Annotated in this window: 18 protein-coding genes and 1 pseudogene; 10 read left to right on the top strand and 9 right to left on the bottom strand. The window is 64.2% G+C overall.

What is annotated here, in order from left to right; all coding sequences use genetic code 11:
* The first annotated feature begins 46 nt into the window (after positions 1 to 46).
* The 4 genes from grxD to IVB18_RS33380 are packed head-to-tail and all read left to right on the top strand — an operon-like array spanning position 47 to position 3525.
* A complete protein-coding gene (gene grxD, locus IVB18_RS33395) occupies positions 47 to 373 on the top strand; it encodes a Grx4 family monothiol glutaredoxin (protein ID WP_247984568.1) in 327 nt (108 codons plus the stop codon).
* Positions 374 to 376: 3 nt separating this feature from the next.
* Complete coding sequence (locus IVB18_RS33390; protein WP_247984567.1) at positions 377 to 931, top strand: O-acetyl-ADP-ribose deacetylase; 555 nt, start codon at positions 377 to 379, stop codon at positions 929 to 931.
* A 43-nt stretch (positions 932 to 974) separates the two neighbouring features.
* On the top strand, positions 975 to 2261 hold the full coding sequence (locus tag IVB18_RS33385) for a serine hydrolase domain-containing protein (protein WP_247984566.1): 1287 nt from the start codon (positions 975 to 977) through the stop codon (positions 2259 to 2261).
* A gap of 1 nt (position 2262) precedes the next feature.
* Positions 2263 to 3525, top strand: coding sequence for a serine hydrolase domain-containing protein (locus tag IVB18_RS33380; RefSeq protein WP_247984565.1), 1263 nt, complete (start codon positions 2263 to 2265; stop codon positions 3523 to 3525).
* A 29-nt stretch (positions 3526 to 3554) separates the two neighbouring features.
* On the opposite strand, the gene IVB18_RS33375 is transcribed toward IVB18_RS33380, so the two are convergent.
* From IVB18_RS33375 to murI, 6 genes are all read right to left on the bottom strand, one after another.
* On the bottom strand, positions 3555 to 4622 hold the full coding sequence (locus IVB18_RS33375; RefSeq protein ID WP_247984564.1) for a threonine aldolase family protein: 1068 nt from the start codon (positions 4620 to 4622) through the stop codon (positions 3555 to 3557).
* Positions 4623 to 4709: 87 nt separating this feature from the next.
* Positions 4710 to 5327, bottom strand: coding sequence for a 30S ribosomal protein S4 (gene rpsD / locus IVB18_RS33370; RefSeq protein WP_128920839.1), 618 nt, complete (start codon positions 5325 to 5327; stop codon positions 4710 to 4712).
* A gap of 236 nt (positions 5328 to 5563) precedes the next feature.
* Positions 5564 to 6331, bottom strand: coding sequence for an acyltransferase (locus IVB18_RS33365; protein WP_247984563.1), 768 nt, complete (start codon positions 6329 to 6331; stop codon positions 5564 to 5566).
* A gap of 107 nt (positions 6332 to 6438) precedes the next feature.
* Positions 6439 to 6837: a cupin domain-containing protein gene (locus IVB18_RS33360; protein ID WP_247984562.1), complete on the bottom strand. Its 399-nt coding sequence runs from the start codon at positions 6835 to 6837 to the stop codon at positions 6439 to 6441.
* Positions 6838 to 6909: 72 nt separating this feature from the next.
* Positions 6910 to 7683, bottom strand: a complete 774-nt coding sequence (locus tag IVB18_RS33355) for an aldolase/citrate lyase family protein (protein ID WP_247984561.1) — start codon at positions 7681 to 7683, stop codon at positions 6910 to 6912.
* A gap of 61 nt (positions 7684 to 7744) precedes the next feature.
* A complete protein-coding gene (murI, locus tag IVB18_RS33350) occupies positions 7745 to 8542 on the bottom strand; it encodes a glutamate racemase (protein ID WP_247984560.1) in 798 nt (265 codons plus the stop codon).
* A 169-nt stretch (positions 8543 to 8711) separates the two neighbouring features.
* On the opposite strand from murI, the gene IVB18_RS33345 reads away from it, so the two are divergent.
* From IVB18_RS33345 to IVB18_RS33335, 3 genes and pseudogenes are all read left to right on the top strand, one after another.
* The gene (locus IVB18_RS33345) at positions 8712 to 9263 is read left to right on the top strand and encodes a cytochrome b (protein WP_247984559.1); all 552 of its coding nucleotides are present in this window, start codon (positions 8712 to 8714) and stop codon (positions 9261 to 9263) included.
* Between the two features lie 118 nt (positions 9264 to 9381).
* Positions 9382 to 9849 (top strand): response regulator, encoded by a 468-nt coding sequence (locus IVB18_RS33340; protein ID WP_346732567.1) that lies wholly within the window; start codon positions 9382 to 9384, stop codon positions 9847 to 9849.
* A gap of 24 nt (positions 9850 to 9873) precedes the next feature.
* Positions 9874 to 10055, top strand: a pseudogene (locus tag IVB18_RS33335) (glutathione S-transferase); the annotation flags it as partial.
* Positions 10056 to 10082: 27 nt separating this feature from the next.
* Here the strand turns inward: IVB18_RS33335 and IVB18_RS33330 are convergent.
* Together IVB18_RS33330 and IVB18_RS33325 are read right to left on the bottom strand one after the other, a co-directional pair.
* Positions 10083 to 10889 carry a cyclic nucleotide-binding domain-containing protein gene (locus IVB18_RS33330; RefSeq protein ID WP_247984558.1) on the bottom strand — a complete coding sequence of 269 codons (807 nt, stop codon included), beginning with the start codon at positions 10887 to 10889 and terminating at the stop codon, positions 10083 to 10085.
* A gap of 248 nt (positions 10890 to 11137) precedes the next feature.
* A complete protein-coding gene (locus IVB18_RS33325; RefSeq protein WP_247984557.1) occupies positions 11138 to 12220 on the bottom strand; it encodes a preprotein translocase subunit SecD in 1083 nt (360 codons plus the stop codon).
* Positions 12221 to 12390: 170 nt separating this feature from the next.
* Between IVB18_RS33325 and IVB18_RS33320 the strand changes: the two genes are divergently transcribed.
* The 3 genes from IVB18_RS33320 to IVB18_RS33310 all read left to right on the top strand — a co-directional run bounded on the left by IVB18_RS33320 (position 12391) and on the right by IVB18_RS33310 (position 15672).
* A complete protein-coding gene (locus tag IVB18_RS33320; RefSeq protein WP_247984556.1) occupies positions 12391 to 12765 on the top strand; it encodes a hypothetical protein in 375 nt (124 codons plus the stop codon).
* Position 12766: 1 nt separating this feature from the next.
* Positions 12767 to 13588 (top strand): hypothetical protein, encoded by an 822-nt coding sequence (locus tag IVB18_RS33315; protein ID WP_247984555.1) that lies wholly within the window; start codon positions 12767 to 12769, stop codon positions 13586 to 13588.
* Positions 13589 to 13764: 176 nt separating this feature from the next.
* The gene (locus IVB18_RS33310) at positions 13765 to 15672 is read left to right on the top strand and encodes an acyl-CoA synthetase (RefSeq protein ID WP_247984554.1); all 1908 of its coding nucleotides are present in this window, start codon (positions 13765 to 13767) and stop codon (positions 15670 to 15672) included.
* 67 nt (positions 15673 to 15739) lie between these two features.
* On the opposite strand, the gene IVB18_RS33305 is transcribed toward IVB18_RS33310, so the two are convergent.
* On the bottom strand, positions 15740 to 17116 hold the full coding sequence (locus tag IVB18_RS33305) for an extracellular solute-binding protein (protein ID WP_247984553.1): 1377 nt from the start codon (positions 17114 to 17116) through the stop codon (positions 15740 to 15742).
* Positions 17117 to 17141 lie beyond the last annotated feature (25 nt).

Genomic DNA, 17141 nt, shown 5'->3' with positions numbered 1-17141 from the left:
CGGCCCGAAGCAATTGTTGAGGGCTCTGCCCCAGAAGGACACGGATATGAGCATCGAGGAATTCATCGGCAACGAAGTGAAGTCGAACGACGTGGTTCTGTTCATGAAGGGCACGCCGCAATTTCCGCAGTGCGGTTTCTCCGGCCAGGTCGTCCAGATCCTCGACCATCTCGGCGTCGGCTATAAGGGCCTCAACGTTCTCGAATCCGCAGAACTGCGCAACGGTATCAAGACCTTCTCCAACTGGCCGACGATCCCGCAGCTCTATGTGAAGGGCGAGTTCGTCGGCGGTTGCGACATCATCCGCGAGATGTTCCAGGCCGGCGAATTGCAGCAGCTCTTGTCCGAGAAGGGCGTCGCGGTCGCGGCCTGACGCTTGACCACGCTGACGCGCCGGATCGGCGGCGCCCAGCTCGACGTCATTGTTGCCGACATCACCACACTGAGCGTTGACGCCATCGTCAACGCCGCCAATACCTCGCTCCTTGGCGGGGGCGGCGTGGACGGCGCCATCCATCGGGCGGCTGGGCCCGAACTGGTCGCCGAATGCCGCATACTCCAGGGCTGCAAGACCGGCGACGCCAAGATCACCAAAGGCTATCGGCTCAAGGCGGGGCATGTGATCCATACCGTCGGGCCGGTCTGGAATGGCGGCACGCTCGGCGAGGACGATCTGCTCGCCTCCTGCTATCGCCGCGCGATCGAGCTGTGCCGGAAGCACGAGTTGACCTCGGTGGCATTCCCCGCGATTTCGACCGGCATCTATCGCTTCCCCGCCGACCGGGCTGCCGATATTGCCGTCCGCACAACAATCGAAACGCTGCCAGCGGCGCCATCTGTCACCCGCGTCGTGTTCTGCTGCTTCTCGGAGCCGAGCGCCAACCTTCATGTGGAGGCACTTGTGCGGAACGGCGGCGCTTGTGCCGATTGACGCGGTCAGTACACTCCGCCGGGCCATTTTCCGGGGAGGGGATATGATTTTACATTTTGGACTGCGCGCGTTCGTCTGCGGTGCACTCGTGTCGATCAGTGCGATATCACTGGCGCGGGCGGAGGGGACTTACGAAATCCCGGCGGGCGTGCATTTCAACCCGGACAAGCTCGCCAAGGTCAGCGAGTTCTTCAAGAACGAGGTCGCGACCGGCAAGATCGCCGGCGCAACCGTGCTGATCCAGCAGCATGGCAAGCCGGTCTACCACGAAGCCTTCGGCGTTCAGGACGTGGCGAGCAAGGCGCCGATCACGGACAAGACGATCTTCCGTTTGTTCTCGATGACCAAGGCGCTCACCTCGGTGGTCGCGATGCAATTGATCGAGGACGGCAGGATCAAGCTCGACGATCCCGTCTCGAAATACATTCCGTCGTTTGCCAATCTGAAAGTCGGCGTCGAGAAGAAGGCTGATGACGGCACCAAGTCGCTCGAGCTGGTGCCGCCGAACAAGCCGATGACGGTGCTTGACCTGATGCGCCACACCTCCGGCGTCACCTATGGCTTCTATGGCGACAGCCTCGTCCGCAAGGCCTATCGCGAGGCCAATCTCTACGCCGGCGATTTCGATCTCGCCGAGTTAGCCGAGCGCATCGCCAAGCTGCCGCTGCACAACCAGCCGGGTGCGCTCTGGCAATACGGCCATTCAACCGACATCCTGGCGCGCGTCATGGAGATCGCGGCCGGCAAGCCACTGCTCGAGATCGAGCGGGAGAAGCTGCTCGTTCCACTCGGCATGGTCGACACCGGCTTCTTCGTCACTGATCCTGAGAAGCAGAAGCTCCTGGCGCAACCGGTGCCGAACGACAGCGATTTCCGGGTCGGCCGGATCAACGATCCGACCGTCGTCAAGAAGTGGCAGTCCGCCAGCGGCGGCATGGTCTCGACCATGGCGGACTATGCGCGCTTTGCGCAGATGCTGCTCAACGGCGGCAGCCTCGACGGCAAGACGATTCTCAAGCCCGAGACGTTCAAGCTGATGGTGACCGATCAGGTCGGCCCGAGCTCCGGCGTCGATCGCGATTACTTCTACTTTCCCGGCGATGGCTTCGGCTTCGGCCTGGGACTAGCGGTCCGCACCGATCCCGGCAATGCCAAGCCGCCGCCGCCCGGCGATCTCGGCGAATTGAAATGGGACGGCGCCTCCGGCTGCTATTTCGTGATCGACCCCAAGCAGGACATGTTCTTCGTGCTGCTGGAACAGACCCCGACCGAGCGCCAGCGCGTGCAGCGGACATTGAAGCAGTTGGTCTATGAAGCCATGGAAAAGTGACATGTGCGGGCGCCGCGCGCTGATCGCGGCGCTCGTCCTCCTGTTCGGTACATTCGGTGCGAAGGCGGGTTCCGAGCGGCGTGTCGCCCACAATTTCTCGCCTGGAGGGCTGGCAAAAGTCTCCGACTACATCAGGAGCGAGGTCGCGGCCGGCACGTTTCCGGGCGCGATCCTGCTGCTCCAGCAGCACGGCAAGCCGGTCTATTGCGAGAATTTCGGCGTCCGCGACGTCGCGACCGAGATTTCGATGAGCGCGGACACGATCTTCCGGCTCTATTCGATGTCGAAGCCGATCACCTCCGTCATGGCAATGATGCTGGTCGAGGAGGGCAAGCTCGCGCTCGACGATCCCGTCTCGAAATACATTCCGGCCTTTGCCGGCATGAAGGTCGGCGTCGAGAAGAAGGCCGAGGACGGCAAGGTCGCGCTGGCGCTGGAGCCGCTCGATCGTCCGGTCACGATCAAGGATCTGCTGCGTCACACTTCCGGGCTGCCTTATGGCTATTACGGCGGCGGCATGGTGCGCGAGCTCTATGCAGACGCCAATCTCTTCAACTTCGAACTCAGCAATGCCGAATTCGCCGCGAAGATCGCCACGCTGCCGCTGGTCGAGCAGCCGGGCACAGTGTGGGACTACGGCTATTCCACCGACGTGCTCGGCCGTGTCGTCGAGGTGATCTCCGGTAAGACGCTGCTGAAGTTCGAGAAGGAGCGGCTGCTCGATCCGCTCGGCATGACCGAGACCGCGTTCTATGTCGCCGACCCCGCCAAATTTCCTCGGATTGCCGAGCCGATGCCACAGGATCGCAACATCAATCCGACGACGCAGGTTCGCGATGTTCGGCAGCCGCGGAACTGGGAATCGGGCGGCGGCGGCATGGTCGGCACGGTGGGCGATTACGCCCGGTTCGCGCAGATGCTGCTCAATGGCGGCACCTATGAAGGCCGGCGCTATCTCAAGCCCGAGACCATCGCGCTGATGGCCTCAGATCATATCGGGCCTGAGACCAGAATCGCGCGCGATCAGAACTATTATCCCGGCGGGACCTCGGGCTTCGGTCTCGGCTTCGCGGTGCGTACCTCGGTGCCGCCGGCCACCTCGTGGCCGCTCGGCGAGTATCGCTGGGACGGCGTGGGCGGCACCTTCTTCTTCATCGATCCCGAAGACGATCTGTTCGGGATCCTCATGGTGCAGACCCCGACGCAGCGCGGCCGGATTCAACTGGCGCTGAAGACGCTGATCTATCAGGCGATGGGGCGCTGATCGCGGTCGTGTCGCCAGGCTACGGAGGGTTATGCCCCGCGCACGATCTCGCGGATATAGCCGATGGTCTCTTCGATCTGGCCCGCCGTGACGTCGAGATGCGTGCAGGCGCGGATGCGGCCGTCCATCATCGCAAGCGTGACGCCGCGCTGGCGGAGTGCCGCGACCATCTTGTCGCCGGCGATGCCGGCGCCGTCAGGCTTGAAGAATACCAGGTTGGTCTCAGGCTCCTGCACCTCGACACCGGCGATCTGCGACAATCCGCGGGCGAGCGCCCGCGCATTGGCGTGGTCGTCGGCAAGCCGCTCAACGTGATGGTCGAGCGCGTAGATGCAGGCGGCCGCGCAGATTCCGGCCTGCCGCATCGAGCCGCCGAGGCGCTGCTTCCACTGCCAGACCGCATCGATGAACGCGCGCGAGCCGGCGAGCACGCCGCCGATCGGCGCACCCAGCCCCTTCGAGAAGTCGATCCAGGCCGAATCCCACCCCGCTGTCATGTCGCGCGGGGAGATTCCGCTCGCCACGGTGGCGTTCAGCAGGCGCGCGCCGTCCATGTGGGTGACGAGGCCGTGTTGCTTCGCGATCGCCACGATCTCGTCGAGCGCGGCTTTCTTCCAGATCGTGCCACCGCCGATATTGGCGGTCTGCTCGACGCTGACGACCGTCTGCGGCGGCTGATAGCGGGTCCGCGGATGCAGCGCCTTGCGGAACGTCTCCGGCGTGAACTGGCCGTCGGCGCCCTTCAGCTGCGTGACCTGGAAGCCGCCGATCGCGGCATGCGCGCCGCCTTCGCGCGCGATGATGTGCGCGCTCTCGTGCGCGAGGATCTCGTCGCCGGGACGGCAATGCACCAGCGTCGCGGTGACATTGCACATCGTGCCGGACGGCATGTACACCGCGGCATCCTTGCCGAGCAGCTCGGCGACGCGTTCGCACAGCGCGTTCACGGTCGGATCGTCGCCGACCTGCTCGTCGCCGACCTCCGCCCGCGCCATCGCCTCGCGCATTGCAGCCGTCGGCCGCGTCTGCGTGTCCGAGAGCAGGTTGATGCGCACCGGCGGCGCCTTGGGATCGGTCGGGGGAGGGGTGTAGAGCATGCGACGCCTCCTAACGGCGGGATGGCCACTGACGTGGCTCTTAAGCAAAAAGGCCCCGGCGAACCGGGGCCTTTCGATAATCAGATCTTAGCGCGAATAGAATTCGACGACCAGATGCGGCTCCATCTGCACCGGGAACGGCACGTCGGAGAGGCCGGGGATGCGGATGTATTTGGCGGTCATCTTGCCGTGGTCGACTTCGAGATAGTCAGGAGTGTCGCGCTCGGGGAGCTGGCTGGCTTCCAGCACGTGAGCGAGCTGCTTGGAGGCTTCCTTGACCTCGATCACGTCGCCGAGCTTGAGCTGGTAGCTCGAGATGTTGACCTTGCGGCCATTCACCTTGATGTGGCCGTGGTTGATGAACTGGCGCGCGGCGAAGATCGTGGAGACGAACTTGGCGCGGTACACGACCGCGTCGAGGCGGCGCTCGAGCAGGCCGATCAGGTTCTCGCCGGTGTCGCCCTTGAGGCGGCTGGCCTCGACATAAATGCCGTGGAACTGCCGCTCGCTGATGTTGGCGTAGTAGCCCTTCAGCTTCTGCTTGGCACGGAGCTGCACGCCGAAGTCGGAGAGCTTGCCCTTGCGGCGCTGGCCGTGCTGGCCGGGGCCGTACTCGCGGCGGTTGACGGGGCTCTTCGGGCGGCCCCAGATGTTCTGGCCCATACGGCGATCGATCTTGTACTTCGCCTCACTGCGCTTAGTCATCGCGTCCTCTTTAGGTTCAGGGTTTGAGGAAACGCGCCCTCCTGTGTGACGGGCAAGCCCGGCACCGACAGGTCCGATCCCCAAAGCTGGAAGGGACAGGACCACGGGTCGCGAAACGCTTCGCGGGCCGAAATCGGCCCGCGAGCAGGCGGCTTTTAGGGGAGTTTGGGGTGTTCTGTCAATTCTCTAACCGTCATTCCGGGGCGGTGCGCAGCCCCGGGATGACCGCTTCGCGGTCACGTCCTTACGGCCCGGATCGGTTTCGGCCCGGCCGCCCGCAATTCGCCAGCGATTTCAGTGTTCAGCACCTGTTCCAGCCGGGTCAGGACCCGGGCGATCGGGGCGGCGTCGGTCACCCGATGGTCCCAGCGGATCACGACATGGATGGTTTGGTCCGCCTCGACCACCCCATAGCTGACGATGAAGGGGCCCGGCGCGATCGCATGGAGCTCGCCACCGCCATAGGCGGCCACCGAGGTCACCGAGAAGCTGCCGAACCAGTTGCCCCGCTGCCGGCCGAAATTCAGCCCCATCGCCCAGGACAGGCGTCGCAGCGGCAGCGGCAGGCGGGTCGCCCGCATGATCTTGCGGAACATCGGCACGTCCTGGATCGGTGCGGTCTTGCCAAGCCGGATCTGGGCATCGACCTCAGCCAGCGAGAGGGCCTCCGGGGCGGCGATTCGCTGCGGCAGGACGCACTCCTCGCCGTCCTCGACCCGGGCGATCGCCACCAGCGCCACGCTCTTCGGCAGCTCGTAGAGCATCGGCCATGGCCATTTGGCATAAACCGTGCGCAGGATCGGCTCGTCCTTGGCAACCAGGGCGAAGGCTTTCACAAACATCGCGGCCCAGCCAGCCGGTGCGGCAGCCGCGGCGCGGGCCTCGAGCAGCGGGCGGATCTGAAGTGGTCGGGACAGCGAGACGAAGGGCACGCCCATGGAGGCGCGCATGAGGTCGATAATCAATCGGCGCGGCAGCGAAATGGTCTTTGGTTGGCCGCGCATCGTTCTTTGGTTCCCGAGGAACTGAAATATGTGCAGCGAGGGGCCCCCGCTTGCCGCCCGCTGTAGCATGAACCAACCGGCTTGGGGCCGGTTGGTTCGCCGCATCATCAAGGCGCCGGCGTCGCCAGCGGCTTGGTCTTGTCGAAAATATAAATACCGATGATTTTCAATGGCTTATCGCCATGTGTCTTGGCGTCATGCACGACGCCGGCCGGGATCACGTAGGAATCGCCCACTTTCAGGTGCTTGTCCGGCTGGCCCTCGACGAGGAGGTCGATCTCCCCCTCCATGACATAGCCCGTTTCGACCCCGGGATGGGTGTGGCGGCCGGCGGCGCCGCCCGGCGGCAGCTCGGCGATCGTGGTCACCGTCGTATACCCTTCCGGAAATTCGATCTTCTGGAGCGGGGTGCGCTTGATGCCGGGCTGCTGGGCGAAGGCCGCAAAGGCGAGGCTGGCGAAGGCAAGGCTGGCAAAGGACAGAGCGAACAAAGTCTTTTTGAGCATGGTTTTTCCTCCCTGGAACGGCCGACCCTAGCTAGCAGCGCCGCCGTTCCCGGCAAGACCGCCCTCAACCACTCAGCGCTTGATCCCTTCGAACGCCGCCATGATGCCGCGCTGGAACAGCGACCAGTCGAAGCCGAGCGCGATCGCGCGGTAGCCGCGGTCGACCAATTGGTTGGCCTGCTCGGCGGTGCGGGCCACGCCGCCGATCGGCACGCCGCTTTTGAGGATGCCGGCCTCGGCTCGCGCGATCAGCTCCAACAGCTCCGGATCGTCCATCTGCCCGCGCTTGTTGATGGAGGTGGCGAGATCGCCGGGGCCGATCACCGCGACGTCGATGCCGGGCGTGGCCATGATCTCGTCGATGCGGTTGACGGCATCGACATGCTCGATGGTGATCATGCAGATCATCTCGTCGTCGGCGCTCGCCATATAGTCCGGCATCGACTGGCCCCAGCGGAACGGCGCATGGAACGGGCCCCAGAGACGATCGCCGCGCGGCGGATAGCGCACGCTGCGCACCGCCTTCTCGGCTTCGGCGGGCGTGGTGATCATCGGAAAATTGATGCCGAAGGCGCCGATGTCCATCGGCGCCTTCGCAAGCCACGGCTCGTTGGCCGCGATCCGCACCAGCGGTGTGCATGGCGTCCCCGTCGTCGCCGCGATCATCGCATGCGCTTCCGAAAGTCCGATCGGCCCATGCTCGAGATCGACAATGATCCAGTCAAGCGACCGCGCCATGATCTGCACTGTCTGCACGCTTGGGATCGTCGCGATCGCGCCGAAGGCGGGGCGGCCCTCGCGCCACAATTGGCGGAGGCGGTTGAGCGGCGTAGTCGGGACCGACATGGAAAAACCTGCGGAGAGATGACGACGGCGGAGCCTAGCAGCGCGCCGTCGGCGCGCAAAGTCAGGCTAGCACGCGGCCGCCGAAGAACGGCGTCAGTGCAGGCCCAAGGCCATGCACACGGTTCGAGGTGAAGATCATCTCGGCGCCGGACTGCGCGACGCCCCCCGAGCCCGAGCCGAGCAGATCCGAGACGCGGCGGGCGATCGCGGGCGCCGGATCGATCCAGTCGACCGGCCAGGGCGCCAGCCGCTTCAGCCGGTCGAGCAGCAGCGGATAGTGCGTGCAGGCGAGCACGACAGTGTCGGTGCGCGCGCCCGCGTCTTGGGGATCGCCGACGAAGCAGGGGGCGAGCTCGGCGAGAATGTCGCCGTCGCTGATCGTATCGCCGCCGAGTGCGGCTTCGGCAAGCGATGCGAGCTCGGGCGAGCCGACAAGGGTCACCTCGCAGCCCTGGGCGAAGTCGCGGATCAATGCGCGGGTGTATTCGCGCTTGACCGTGCCTTTGGTGCCGAGCACCGAGACGCGGCGGCTCTTCGACTGCGCGCAGGCCGGCTTGATCGCCGGCACCGTGCCGACGAAGGGCACGGAATAGGCGGCGCGCAGGTGCGACATCACCAGAGTCGAGGCGGTGTTGCAGGCGATGACGACGAGGTCGGGGTCGTGCGTTTCGAGCAGTTCGCCCATCAGCGGCACCACGCGGGCGATGATCTCGTCCTCGGTGTGGTGGCCATAGGGGAAGAAGGCGTCGTCGGCGACGTAGACGTAATGCGCGTCCGGCCGCGCGGCCACGACCTCACGCAGCACCGTGAGCCCGCCAAGGCCGGAATCGAACACCAGGATCGTCGGGGAATTGGTCACGTAATCACCTTAGCCCGTCATGGTTACCATTCGGTTTTTGGGGCGGTTTTGCGGCCGGGCCTTCCAAAGTCCGACTTGGAACGATTCCATTTCATACTTGCCGCAATGTCCCGCTATCAGCACTGGTGCTGCGGTGCAGACGGCTCCGCAAAATTCCGGGGTCGCCGACATGATCAGAAACACGAATACCGGCTGGGGCAGCGCCGCCCGGTGGCTACACTGGATTTTGGCGCTCGCCATCATCGGCACGATCGGCTTCGGCTGGTGGATGAACCACATCCCGGCGCGCCCCGACCGCTTCTTCTACCGCTCGATCCACGCCGATATCGGCTATCTGATCCTGTTGTTCACGGTGCTGCGCCTGGCATGGCGCGTTATCAACCCAACGCCCGCCATGCCGGCCGAGACCTCGCGCTGGCGGAAGATCGCGGCCCATATCAGCCATGGCGCGCTCTATCTGGCCGTCATCCTGGTGATCATGCTGGGCTGGGCGCATTCCGGTGCACACGCGCCGGACTATTCGGATTTCTTCGGCCTGTTTCACGTGCCGCAATTCACCTCTCCCGATCGCGAGGCGGCTGGCGCCTATGAGGACCGCCACATCCTCTTTGCCTATGTGCTGCTTGCGCTGATCGCGGTTCATGTGATCGCGGCCCTCTCGCACCACTTCATCCGCCGCGACCGCGTCGTGGCGCGGATGGTGACGGACGAGGCGGGGTAGGGCTTTCGCCCGGTTCACTCAAGAGTGGCTATCCTCTTGGCGCCCGGCACGAGAGCGGTGCCGGGGTAGGCGCCATTCACCAAATGCACGATCCCAGGTTGGCAGCAGCCGCGGGGAGATGGCAGATTGCGGGACGAAAATTTCCGTGGGCACCCCAAGGTCTCAAGGCCGAGATGCGCCTTCCTCTGACATCGTTGCAGGCTTGAGCGTGGTTCTGGTCGAAGAGTTCAAGAAACCGGTCGTACTGGTCGTCGAGGACGATCCGCTTCAGCGGATGATCGCTGGCGATCTCGTCGAGGACGCCGGGCTGACGCCCGTCTTTGCACAGAACGCCGACGAGGCGATCGTCGTACTGGAAAGCCGCGACGATATCCGGATCGTGCTGACCGACGTCGATATGCCCGGCTCAATGGACGGTCTGCGTCTGGCCGGGGTGGTGCGGAATCGCTGGCCTCCGATCCAACTGGTCGTCGTCTCCGGGCACATGCTGCTCGAGCATGCCGAGCTTCCGGAGCGGAGTCGTTTCTTCAACAAGCCCTATGCGTCGGACAAGATGATCTCGGCCTTGCGTAGCCTGGTCCTCTGACTGCAAGCGCGCTCCAGGCCGACCAAGGCGCGCGCCGACCGCGCCTTTGATCTCCTGGAGGCCAGGGTGGCACGGCTGACTTCCAGCCCTATGATCTTTCGCGTTGTCTGAAATTGATCAAGTATCTCGGCCGGTTTGGCGCCCGCTCGGCGTACCGGCGCGCGATGGAGAAAGGCGATCCCGGCATGGCGCTGCTGTTGAGCTGAGCGGCAGCGACGGATCCGCGGAGCCGATCATGCGATCCGGTTTGTGGTGGCAGCCCGCTCGGCTGCGATCTGGTCCTGCAAACGCTGGATATTCTGCAGCAGACGCTGGCTGGTGAGGACGAGGAAATAGTAGCCGAATTGCGGATCCTGAAAGTAGATCTCGAGCAACCGGTCATAGGTGATCGTCAATACCTGACCGTCTTCGATGCATTCGACCGTTCCGGTGCGCCGGTTGTCCGGCGTGAGGAAGCCGAGCTCCCCCATGAGAGCTCCAGGCAGAATCTCGATGTTGATTTCCTTGACGAGGAACTTGCCGGTGACCGTGAGAAACATTTCGTTCGCCGGATCGCGCAGCTTGAAGAGCGTGTCGCCGCGGCGATATTTGCGCTCGGTCATGAACGGCTTGAGCCACTCGATCGACATGTCGCCTTCGGCTGCATGGCGCGCCTTCTTGACGAGCTTGAGCATCTGCCGCAGGCGCAAGGCGTTGATCGGTAGCAATAGAAGATACAGCAGGAACGTCGAGACATTCGCGGATAGCGCGCCGAAAACGGCGAAGAGCGCACAGCCGATCATGTTGGCCACGCGCAGCGGCACCATCGTCCGCATCAGCAGGGTGGCCACGAAGAAGCCGGCGCCGACCGCGGCGAACAGATTGGCCAGCGTGATGTTCTGGACCACGATCTCCAGCACCCGGTTGAACAGCGCGTCATAGGTGATGTTGTCGGGATCGAGGCCCATCTGGACCAAAATCTTCGCGATCCTGAGATTGTCCGCCGCCCCATTGAGAATGCGGTCGAGGATCGACGAAATGTCTGCGCTGCCGGAAGGCATCATATTGTCCCCTGCGTAAGACCGCCGGTCTTCATCGCTGTCCCGAAGAGGGATAATCGAGATCGGATGACGAGCGTTTGACCAGAATTTCCGGCGGTCCGGCAATTCTATCCCGAACGGTGGATTCGGCAATTGGCCGCCCGACGCGCCCGGGCCGGCTTCGTGCGATTTCGACACCCCGGATGGACGAAGGAAGACTGGCTTTGTCGGGGTCGCTGGTGCGACAGGAGAGGCGGAGCTCGCCGGCCTTACGGCTTGGCGGCGGGCTGGACCAGCTGCTGCTCGACGAGGGCAAGGTGCCCCGGCAGCGCGCCGGCGCGCAGCATCATGGCGACGCTATTGGCCTCCTCCAGGGTGAAATTGCCGGAGATCTGGCCCGAGCCGCCGGTAATGGGCTCGCGGATCACGGGGGCGGAGATCACCTTGTCGTCGAGCACGATGGCAAAGGGTTTTCCGATATTCTCTGCCGTGATGTGCGCGAAACGCCGCGTGCCGCGCCCGTTGAAACGGAACGAGGCGATCGGATCCTGCGTGCCGCTCGCAAAGCCCGGACCGGCATAACTGATGTCGTCGCCCTCGAGCGCGCTGTCCTTCGCGACCAGATAGGGGCGCTCGTCCTTGAAGCCGAACAGGACCTCAGAGCCCGCGGGAGGCGTGCCGAGCTGCGCTTGCTCCGCCGGCATCGAGAGATCGACCATGCGGAAGCTGACTCTGACCTTTTTGGCAAAGATCGCGGTCACGCGTTCGGGCTCCATCACGCCCGGCAGGAAGATGCGGATGCGGTCCGGCCCGTCCGGCTGGACGCTGGCGAGCTTGATGCCGCTGTCCTTCAGGCGCTGCTCGATCATGGTGATGGAGTCTTCGACGAGATCGTGCATGCTGGCGGCGAGTGCGGCATCAGTGGGCGTGAGCCTGGTCAGTCCGTCGCTGCCGTCGGCCACGGAGAGCGCATGCTTGGGCAATGCCTCCGCGGCTGACGCGAGCTTACGCACGAGTTGCTCCCGACCCTTGGCATCCGCGATCCGCACCTCGACGCCGCCGTCGCGGATCGCAAGGCCGGAGAAGGCAATGCGGCTCTCACGGAGGTTCTTGTAGGCGTCGTCGCGCAGGTCGGTGACGATGGTCTCGCGCAAGGAGTCGGTATCGACTTTGTAGATGATGCGGGAGCCGCCCAGCTTCTCCATCATGTTGCCGACGAAGGCCGAGACCTTCGCGCGCATCTTGTCGAGCTGCGTGTCCTCGGCGGCTGCGGCGCAGGGCAGCGCGATCGCCGCTGCGATCGAAAGTGCACTAATCAGCCGTCTGGTTCGCTCTCGCAGCGGCTTGGTCATGGTGTCCTCGCGTGTCGCGGCACGGCGGCTTTCGGCGAGGCCGCTGCCAATCCTTGGTCCGCGCGTCGCGTCAAGAGATTCATCCCATCCAATGATTTCGGAAGAAACTCTAATTGCATCAGTTTCTTGGTCGCGTAACCGGGATACAAATTTGCGTAACCGGGATACGCATGATAGATTTGCTGAAGGAGCAGGCTGTCGTGGTCCCAGCAAACAAACGTGTCCGGAAATACCGAAACGAGGGCGGCGCCGCAGATTTGGTGCGGGTCGAAGTCCTCATTCCGCCGAGCGCCCGCGACGAGGTGCTGGCGATCGCCTCACGCATGCGAGCGGAACATCGCTGGATCAAGGAACTCCAGTCACTTCTCGACAATGCGCTTCGCCTCTACGGACCGCGCATTCTCGACAACGTCGATCTCGATCGGCTGCCTGATGTCCGGTCACGTGCCGCGGTTGCCGCGCGCGCCATGATCGATCGTGGCGACGCCCGGGCCTTTGCCATGGGCAGGAAGATGCTGGATCGCGTCAACGAGCAGGAGAACTGAGATGGCTCTTAGCAAGTTGCAGAGCGACATCCTTCGCCTCCTGGCGAAAAACCGCTCCGAGAGCAGCTACCTCGCCGGCGGCTTGATGCTGAACAAGGATTGGCAGAGACGATCCGACGACATCGACATCTTCCACGATACAGACGAAGAGGTGACCGAGAGCGCAAAGGCCGATCTGGCCGTTCTCGATGCCGCCGGCTTCAAGACGCATCGGGACTTCATCATCTATGGCTGCGTCGATGCAACTGTCTCGCACGATTCCGAATCGACGATTATCCAGTGGTTCGCGGAGACGAGGCTTCGGTTCTTTCCGCTGGTGAGGGACGAGCAATGGGGCGCGCGGCTCCATCAGGCGGACCTTGCCATCAACAAGGTACTTGCCGCCGCCGGCCGCTCGAAGGCGCGGGACATTGCCGATCTCGTCGCTATTGGTCGGGACTATTGTCCGTTGGGGCCGCTTGTCCTTGCCGCGGCCGGCAAGCCGCCCAATTTCTCCCCGCGTCGAACGATCGACGAGATCCGTCGTCATGCGCTGTCGATCCCGGCCGAGGAATTCGCAGCGGTGAGGGGGTTGCCTTCCGAATGGTCAGCGACCTTCATTCGCGATGAGGTGCTCCGGCTGATCGATGCGGCGGACCAATACGTGATGTCCGTGCCGCCGGAGTTGACGGGAATACTCGCAGTCAGCAAGTCAAGTGCACCGGTCGAGACCACGGATTCAAACCGTGCGGATGCAATCCTGCGCAAGGCGACGGCGGAGCCCGAGGTGATGCCCGCGCCAGCCGATTTCAACGCGGTGGGCTGGACGCCAGGTCGTCCATGAGTCCGTCTCGCCCACGGCGTCTTAACGCAAATGGCCGATCGCATCCGGCGATGGACGAACGCCCAATCATCCATCATTCTGTCCGCGCTCGACCGGCAATCGGTCAGGGCCTCGCCCGAACCAAAATGTCAAAGACAAAGGGGCGCGGAAATGAACATGAGGGAGGACGGAATTCCATGGCGGGCATCCACGCGCTCGATCGGCTCATCGGTAACGACTACCCGGACCTGGCGACGGACGGGGAAGTCCGGGCCTTCGAGCGGGTCCCGTACGCCGAGCGCGTCGCAGCCGAGAGCACCTATGACGCCATCAGGCTCGGTGCGGCGCGCAATCCCGACGGGGCCGCGATCCAATTCCTGCAAAACGCCGATCCGGCCGACACGCCCGTCGTGGTGACGTACCGCGACTTCATCGCGCGGGTCACGCAGGCCGCCAACATGTTTCACGCGCTTGGCGCGGAAAAGGACGATGTCATCAGCTTCATGCTGCCGCTGGTGCCCGATGCCTTTGTGACCCTTTTCGGCGCAGAGGCCGCCGGCATCGCCAATCCCGTCAATCCGTTGCTGGAGCCGCACCAGATCGCGGAGATTTTGGAAGCTGCAAATACCAAAATCCTGGTGGCGCTCGGGCCGATGCCGGGGACCGACATCTGGCAGAAGGTCGAGCAGATCCGCCCGCAGCTCAAGCACCTCAAGGCGATCGTGCAGGTGTTCGGCGGTGGCGATCCGGCGAAGGGAATCTTTGCCTTCAGCGACTTGATCAAGCAGCAGCCGTCCGACCGGCTCGTCAGCGGCCGCAAGATTCTTGGCAGCGACATCGCCGCCTATTTCCACACCGGCGGCACCACCGGCACGCCAAAGCTGGTGCGGCACAGCCATGCCAACCAAGTCTATCAGGCTTGGGCGCTCAACCTGCTGCTGAAGTCCAAGCCCGGCGCGAACATGCTGTTCGGCATGCCGCTGTTTCACGTCGGGGGATCGCTGACCCAGGTGCTGACGACGTTGTCGAGCGGCGGCTCGCTGGTCGTGCTGTCGCCGAGCGGCTGGCGCAATCCGAACTCTGTAAAGAACATCTGGGGGCTGGTCGAGCGCTTCAAGCCGGAGGCGTTGTCGAGCGTGCCGACCGTGCTCGCCGCAGCGCTGGCGGTACCGCCGGGCAATGCCGACATCTCCAGCCTGAAATATGCCGCCGGCGGCGGCTCGGCGATCCCGGTCGCCGTCGGCTCCGCGATCCAGGACAAGCTTAAGCTGCCGGTGGTCGAGGTCTACGGCATGACCGAGACCTCGAGCGTCCACACGCTCGCCTATCCGTCGCGGCCGATCCGGCTCGGCTCGGTCGGCCTGCCGATGCCTTACGCGCGGGTCCGCATCGTCCAGCTCGATGCCGATGGCCGCTTGATCCGCGCCTGCGCGCCTGACGAAATCGGTGTCGTGATCATGGCGGGGCCCGGCGTGTTCGGCGGCTATCTCAATGACGCCCACAACGAGGGCGCCTTCGTTGACGAGGTCTGGGTCAATTCCGGCGATCTCGGCCGGCTTGACGCCGACGGCTATCTCTGGATCACCGGCCGCGCCAAGGATCTCGTGATCCGGGGCGGCCACAACATCGATCCGGCGCCGATCGAGGAGATCATGTTTCGCCATCCCGCCGTCGGCTTCGCTGCCGTGGTCGGCCAGCCCGACGCCTATGCCGGCGAATTGCCTATCGGTTACGTGCAGTTGAAGCCGGGCGCCAAGGTCGAGCCGGGCGAGCTGGAGGCGTGGGTGCGCGAGCGCACGCCGGAGCGTGCCGCCGTTCCCGTGCAGGTCATTCCGATCGATCCGATGCCGGTGACCGGCGTCGGCAAGGTGTTCAAGCCGCAGCTGCGCTGGGATGCCGCCCAGCGCGTTTTCACGAAGGTGCTGACACCGCTCGCCGAGCGCGGCATCGACTGCAAGGTCAAGGTCGGCGCCCATGGCAGTCACGGCTCGATTGCCACCGTGACGCTTGCGAACCTGCCAGCGGACCAACGCGAGGTGGTGGCCGGTGAGGTGCACACGCTGCTCGCGCCGTTCGTGATGCGGCACGAGGTGGTTTTCGGCTAACTGGATAAGCCCAATGGGGCCGCTCACGGCGCGGCCCCAACTCTTCCGATTGGACAACGCATCGCCGCTACCCGCGGATCGCCGCATTGGCCCTTTCGGCTGCGCCCGTCATCGCATCCTTCGCCGATTTCGCACCGTTGACCACTTCATTGACGCCGATCATGAAGGCGTCGAGGATCGGTCTCGATTGCGGATGGAAAAGGATTGCCTTGGCACGGTCGACATCGGCATTCTGCAAGTTGGTCAGCGCCGCCTCGGCGGCTTGCGAGCCGAACGCCTTCTTGAAGCCCTCGCTCGACCAGGCCGACACGCGTGTCGTCGCCAGCCCCGCTGCAGCAGTCCGCAGCGAGGTCGCCTTGCTCGTCGCCCAGAGCAGGAACAGGAAAGCCGCCCGCTTGTTTCGAGATTTGGAATTGATGCACGCCTGCCAGTGCGACATGAAGGGGACGGGTCCGCGACCGGCGAGATGCGGAAAGGTGGCAAACCCAGCCTGCTTGGCGACACGGCTTTTCGCTGGATTGGAGATGTCGGTAGCGAAGTTGCTGCTGTCGATTGCCATGGCCGTCCGCCCCTGCAGGAAGTCGTCCAGCACGTTGTACCATTCATAGCTGCCGACGCCGGCAGGCCCGGCCTGACTGAGCAGCTGCCCGTACATCTCGACGGCCGCGATCGCCTCCGGGCTCGCGAAAGCGACCCTGTTGTGCTCGACCATGGCCCCACCGTAGGAGAATACGAAGCCCATGGCCGGTGGAGAGGAATTGCCGCCGGCCTGAGCCCGCATGGCGATCCCCGACATCCCGTTGGTCTTGACCGCCTTGGCGGTGACAAGCAGCTCTTCGAAAGTCTGGGGAAGCGGCTGGTCCTTGGCTGCCAGCGCATCCCTGTTGATGAACAGGGTCATTGCCTCGGAGGTAATCGGGGAGGCGTACCGTTCGCCGTCCGACCACACCGGGAAGGCTCGGGCCGTCTTGAGCAGGTCGCTCTCGTCATACCAGGCGGGGTCGGTCAGCGACTTGTTGGAATAATAGCCGTTCAGTGGCTCCAGCCATCCGTTCGAGATGCCCTGGCCATAGGTCGTGAACATGAAGACGTCGGGCGTGCTGCTGCCGCGCGCGAGCCTGATCGGCAGCGCGCCGAGGTACGTGGTTTCCAGTTGGAAATCGATGGTGACTTTGATGCCGGTGAGTATGGTGAACTCCGGCAACAGCGGCGTGATCGCATTCGACCACGGATGGATCGCGCCCGAAAGCGCGATCGTCTGTCCCGCAAATTGCTTCCAATCGATCGCGGCGTTGGCGTGGATCGCGGCGGCATCCTGGGCAAAACTCCACCGCGGCAGCACGCTAAGGGCCGGCAGCACCGCCCCCGCCGCGCCCAATCCCTTGACGAAGCTGCGCCGGCTGGCCGGCATTTGACGGTTCAGTGAGTTTTCACCCTGCGCCATGCTAATGCTCCTTCACCAAGGCAGT

It is taken from the genome of Bradyrhizobium sp. 186, assembly GCF_023101685.1.
In the GTDB taxonomy this organism is placed as follows: domain Bacteria; phylum Pseudomonadota; class Alphaproteobacteria; order Rhizobiales; family Xanthobacteraceae; genus Bradyrhizobium.
The sequence above is the reverse complement of the archived record's forward strand: the minus strand, read 5'-3'. Positions and strand labels throughout refer to the sequence as shown.